Origin of the sequence: Leptospira adleri (assembly GCF_002811985.1) — a bacterium.
Taxonomy (GTDB): domain Bacteria; phylum Spirochaetota; class Leptospiria; order Leptospirales; family Leptospiraceae; genus Leptospira; species Leptospira adleri.
The window spans coordinates 1-662 of record NZ_NPDU01000166.1 but is presented as its reverse complement, the minus strand read 5'-3'; the positions used below and the strand labels follow the sequence as shown (position 1 = coordinate 662).

General features: G+C 52.7%; 1 protein-coding gene. It reads right to left on the bottom strand.

What is annotated here, in order from left to right:
- Positions 1-662 (bottom strand): TIGR04388 family protein (locus CH376_RS23970; protein ID WP_125232041.1); only part of this gene is annotated, 662 nt, incomplete at both ends.

The window sequence follows — 662 nt, the reverse complement described above, 5'->3', positions numbered from 1 at the left end:
TCCAAGTGAAAGACTCCCGCCTTGTCCACCATCTTCGATCCGTCGTTTGCAAAGCCGAAGCTCTGCGCAATGTCACCCGCTAAGCCGGACACAAACTTGCCGAACGTCGACGTCGCCGATTTTCCGTCGTTGAATCTTACTTCGATTCCAGCTCTCTCACCTGCACGAGTTACCTCGTCCTTCCACTTCTTTACGCCCTCATCATTCTGAGACATCGAATCTTTGTAAGCATTCCACTTCTCGAGCAACTTCTCGGGTTGAGCTTTGTCCATATCGATGCCGCCCTTCCCATCTCGCGGCAACGCTGCATCCACCTCAGCTTCCGTAAACAAAGGCTTGTCCATCTTCGTTCCGATGCTCACCTCTTTCAGTAAAACCTCAAGTTGGTTACGTGCGTGGTTCTCCGAGCTGTTCTCCGCTATCTGTCCTTGATTGAATTCGTTTTGGAAATTGTAATTCAAACTCGCAGGTTGCCAACCATGCGTGTTCGTATCGTATGTAAGAGTTCCGATCGTCGCTCCGCGCATCCCCTGTATGCTCAAGCCCACCGTGCCGTCGTTGCCGAAATCCAGGGTCGCTCCCCCACCGCGTAGTCTTTGCGGAATCGCTGCATTTCCGTCGCTATTGTAAGAGGCCGTCGCATTCGCTTGCCCGTGCTTGCT